Genomic DNA, 4632 nt, shown 5'->3' with positions numbered 1-4632 from the left:
CTCATGCCGCCTCGACGCGCGAGGCGGACCTTCCTGTAAAGTTCCACGCTGAAAATACCCCCGCCCTCCCTGCAAACAGAAAGGGCCAAAGTGGCAAAGTTTTACTCTGCCCGCAGCAAGACAATCTCACCACTTCCGTGGCTCACTTTTGCATTGCCGTTCTCATACTGGGTGTCGTGTGAGGCTGGAGTATCACGACGAAGGTAGCATTGTTAATGTCCAAATCTGTTTCTCATACCGATTTGATAAACCGGTCGGCGGCTGATGTTCGTGCCGCAATTCGCACGGGCGCCTACACCGGCCAGACGTCCGGTTTGGCCGCAGGCAAGCTGCAGTGTAACCTTGCCATCCTGCCCGAAAGGTTTGCGTTGGATTTCTTGCGGTTTTGTCAGCGCAATGCAAAACCATGCCCCGTCGTTGGTGTTGGCGATACGGGAAATCCATATCTGCCGACACTGGGCCATGATATCGACATAAGGCGGGATGTGCCCAAATACCGCGTCTTTCGCGACGGGGTTCTGACGGACGAAACGACCGATATCACGGAACTATGGACCGATGACCTTGTCACTGTCGCGCTGGGGTGTTCATTTACCTTTGAAAATGCGCTGCAGCGCAATGGTATTCCAGTGCGTCACGTCGAAATGGGGCGGAACGTACCCATGTATCGGTCCAATCTTGCACTTGTACCCGCTGGCCCCTTTGCAGGCGAGATGGTTGTGACAATGCGCCCGATCCCCGAAAACAAAATTGCTGCCGCCTATGCCATCAGCGGGAAATATCCCCAGGCGCATGGCGCACCTATTGCAGTGGGTGACCCCGGCGACATTGGCATTGCTGATCTGGCCCAGCCTGACTGGGGCGAACCTGTGGATATTCGTCCTGGCGAAGTGCCGGTTTACTGGGCCTGTGGTGTGACGCCGCAAAATGTCCTTCTCGACGCAAAACTACCTCTCTGCATCACACATACGCCGGGTCATATGTTGATCGCGGATGTGGCCGAAGATGCGGAAACGACGGTCCTCAACACAAAATAAACGAAATCAACAAGGAGAAATCTTATGCGTATCACTCTTGCCGCTCTCGCTGCGACCACGGCACTTGCCCTGCCAGCAAGTGCCGAAACACTCTCTGTCGTGGGTAGCTGGTCCAGCTTGCCACTGCACAACGACTATGAAGCACCGTTCTGGAATACGACCCTGCCAGAGGCGTCCGGCGGCGACATCACGGTCGAACTGACCACGCACAATCAGATGGGTCTTGGTCTGGGTGATATTTATCCGCTGCTCGGGCAGGGCGTTTATGACGTTGCAATGACTGTGGCGGACTATGCCGTTGCGGACGCGCCTGAACTCGAAGGACTTGACGTGCCGCTCGTTGCGCTGACGGCGGATGAGGCACGCGCGATGGTGAACGCGGCCCGCCCGATGGTTGACGACATCTACCGCGACCGTTTCAACGCCAAGGTGCTGGCCATCGCGCCGTACCCACCGCAGATCGTTTTCTGCAACCACGAAATTTCCGATTTGAACGACATGCAGGGCCTGAAGGTGCGCGCGTCGGGCCGCATGACCGCCAAACTGCTTGAGGCACTGGGCGCCGAAGGCGTCAATGTGTCCTTCGCAGAAGTACCCGGCGCACTGCAAAATGGTGTTGTCGATTGTGCCGTGACGGGGGCCGGTTCCGGCTATTCTGCGGGTTGGTGGGAAGTGTCGACACATCTGATGCCGCTGCCGCTGGGCGGATGGGATTCTGTCGTGACGGCGATGAACCTTGATAAATGGAATGGTTTGGACTCCGATACACAGGCGCTTATTCAGGACCAAATAAAGACAGGTTTCGAAGATCCGGCATGGGACAGCGCGCAGGGCGCACTGGTCAATGCCATTGCCTGCCTGACTGGCAATGGCGAATGCACAGCCGGCGAAGCGCGGTCGATGGTTCTGGTCGAAGCATCCGATGCGGATTTTGCCAAAGCGCGCGAAATCCTGACGACTGTCGTCCTGCCGGAATGGGCTGAACGCGCTGGTGGGGATTGGGCCGAACGGTGGAACGATAGCGTGGGCAAGGTTGTTGGCGTAACAATCAACTAACCAACCGCAATGAAGGGGACGTGCCGAAATGGAACTGAAGCTGATCGCGAAGTTGCGGACAATCAACAAAGGGGTGGCATTGCTTGTCGGTCTGGGGTTGTTCGGCTGTGCAGGATTTGTCCTGCTTGATATCGTGATGCGCCAGATCGGCACGTCGTTTGGCGGAACCGAAGAAATCGCGGGCTATACGATGGCGCTCGCGACCTCTTGGGGGATGTCGTTCACCCTGTTGGAGCTTGGGCACGTCCGCATCGACCTTTTGCGCAGTCGGGTGAAGTCTCTCGGGCGCGCCCTGTTTGACGTTTTTTCGTTGATTGTCATGTCGGGCGTCATTGTCAGCATCGCGATCAGAGCATGGCCAGTCGTGGAACGGTCGCTGACCAATAACTCCCGCGCGAACAGCCCACTGGAAACGCCTTTGGCGCTCGTACAGCTGCCGTGGTTCGCGGGCTGGGTTTGGTTCGCCGTCATGTCGTGCCTTGTGACGCTGGCAGCGTTAAGCCTTGTGATCAAGGGTCGCCATGATGAAACAGAAGGCTTTGCCGGTGCCTTTGCTGAGCAGGATACGCTGCAATGATCGCTTTTGTATCCGTTAGCCTTCTCGGGCTGCTTGCGTTGTCCATCCCCGTTGGCATCGTGCTTTTCTTGCTTGGATTTGGTGTTGATACCTTCTTCTCGAGCTTCCCGCTTAGCCGGGGTCTGGGCAATATGGTCTGGTCGGCGTCGAACTCTGCCACGCTTATCGCCATCCCGTTCTTTGTGTTGCTGGGCGAAATCCTTGTGCGCAGTGGCGTGGCCACCCGCACTTACGCCGCGCTTGATCGTTGGGTGTCTTGGCTGCCGGGTGGGTTGGTCCATGCGAATATCGCGACTGCCACGATGTTTTCGGCCACCTCTGGGTCGTCCGTGGCCACTGCGGCCACCGTTGCCACCGTTGCCATGCCGCAGGCTGAAAAACTGGGCTATGACCCACGGCTTTTCTCCGGTGCAATTGCCGCAGGTGGCACATTGGGCATCATGATCCCACCGTCTATCAACCTGATTGTTTATGGATTTTTGACCCAATCCTCGATCCCGCAACTGTTTCTGGCGGGGCTGTTGCCCGGTCTTGGCCTTGCGATCGCGTTCATGGCGATCACGGCGATCCTTTGCATGATCTGGCCCCAGCTTGGTGGTTTGCGGCGCACATTCCCATTCCCACAGATGCTGCGCGCGCTGGTTGATCTGGTGCCGATCATCATCCTTTTTGGTCTGATCGTCGGGTCCATATACCGCGGCTGGGCAACCCCGACCGAGGCGGCAGCCGTCGGCGTGGCTGGCGCATTGCTGATTGCGCTGGCGTTTGGCGGTGTCTCGTTGCGGATGATGGGGGACAGCATTCTGGGGACCGTCAAGGTCACTTCGATGATCATGCTGATCGTGATCGGGGCGTCATTTTTGAACTTCACACTTGCCTCTGCCGGGTTGGCCGGGAATTGACCAGCATGATGACAGGCATGGGTTTGACACCGCTCAAGACGATTTTTGTTGTGGTTGTGCTTTATATCGTACTGGGTTTTTTCATTGAAACCCTCTCGCTGATGGTGGTGACAATCCCGATCATTGTGCCGCTCGTGGTCGAACAGGGCTACGATACGATCTGGTTCGGAATTTTGATGATCGTGCTGATTGAAATGGCGTTGATCACACCGCCTGTTGGTCTGAACCTTTACGTGGTGCAAGGTAACCACGCCATTGTCACCGCCTGCCTGAGCTCGGCGCCTTGGTTTAAGACACGTGTTTAACGACGTCGTTAACGACGTGTCTTATGCGGGGTCTGCGATGCGTGGTGAAATTCTTGGGCTGGAGCGGCGGCGCTTTTGGCGTGACGAGGACAAGCTCGAGATTGTCGCGTCGGTCGGGATCGACGGGGCCACGGTGACGCAGGTGGCACAGCGCCATGAGGTGACCCGGCAGCAGATTTATGCGTGGCGGCATGACCTCAAGAAGAAGGGCCTGTGGTCGCCCGATGCCGGGGCGCTGTTCTTTCCTTTGGACATGCCAGTTGCGGCCGGCGTGCTGGTTGCGCAGCCGCCGCTAGCTGAGGCACCGCCGCCGGTTGCGGTTGAATTGCGTCTGCGTGGCGGGCGCAGTTTGCATTTTGAAAGCGCGATCGATCCTGCTGCGCTGTCGGTGCTGATCCGCTCGGTGGAAACTGCATGATCGGCCCCGGCACTGGTGTGCGTGTGTATCTCGCCTGTGGGGTGACGGATATGCGCAAGGGGATTGCGGGTCTGGCCGCTTTGGCGCAGGATGTGTTGCGGCAAAAGTCGGCCAGTGGTGCGGTCTTTGCGTTTCGGGGCCGTCGAGGTGACCGGCTGAAGTTGCTCTATTGGGACGGGCAGGGATTTTGCCTCTACTACAAGGTGCTTGAGCGAGGCCGTTTCCCCTGGCCAAATACCCAGGATGGGGCGATGCGGCTGACCTCGGCGCAGCTTGCGATGTTGTGGGAAGGGATCGACTGGCGGCGTCCGGATTGGGGTGCTCCGCCTGCCCGGGT

5 protein-coding genes and 2 pseudogenes are annotated in these 4632 nt (G+C 57.9%); all 7 read left to right on the top strand.

What is annotated here, in order from left to right:
• A pseudogene (locus QZ196_RS17270) lies at positions 1–182 on the top strand (hypothetical protein); the annotation flags it as partial.
• Between the two features lie 33 nt (positions 183–215).
• Positions 216–1037, top strand: a complete 822-nt coding sequence (locus QZ196_RS17265) for a putative hydro-lyase (protein ID WP_296428595.1) — start codon at positions 216–218, stop codon at positions 1035–1037.
• Between the two features lie 24 nt (positions 1038–1061).
• Positions 1062–2093 (top strand): TRAP transporter substrate-binding protein, encoded by a 1032-nt coding sequence (locus tag QZ196_RS17260; RefSeq protein ID WP_296428594.1) that lies wholly within the window; start codon positions 1062–1064, stop codon positions 2091–2093.
• A gap of 28 nt (positions 2094–2121) precedes the next feature.
• Positions 2122–2670, top strand: coding sequence for a TRAP transporter small permease (locus QZ196_RS17255; RefSeq protein ID WP_296428592.1), 549 nt, complete (start codon positions 2122–2124; stop codon positions 2668–2670).
• Positions 2667–3817: pseudogene (locus QZ196_RS17250) on the top strand (TRAP transporter large permease subunit); the annotation flags it as partial. The gene QZ196_RS17255 and the pseudogene QZ196_RS17250, both read left to right, overlap by 4 nt.
• A 52-nt stretch (positions 3818–3869) precedes the next feature.
• Positions 3870–4295 carry a transposase gene (locus tag QZ196_RS17245; RefSeq protein WP_296428589.1) on the top strand — a complete coding sequence of 142 codons (426 nt, stop codon included), beginning with the start codon at positions 3870–3872 and terminating at the stop codon, positions 4293–4295.
• Positions 4292–4632, top strand: a 341-nt coding sequence (gene tnpB, locus QZ196_RS17240; protein ID WP_296428587.1) for an IS66 family insertion sequence element accessory protein TnpB, incomplete at its 3' end; no start/stop codon positions are given. The genes QZ196_RS17245 and tnpB, both read left to right, overlap by 4 nt.

Origin of the sequence: Yoonia sp., assembly GCF_017854565.1 — a bacterium.
Lineage (GTDB): Bacteria > Pseudomonadota > Alphaproteobacteria > Rhodobacterales > Rhodobacteraceae > Yoonia.
The sequence above is the reverse complement of the archived record's forward strand: the minus strand, read 5'-3'. Positions and strand labels throughout refer to the sequence as shown.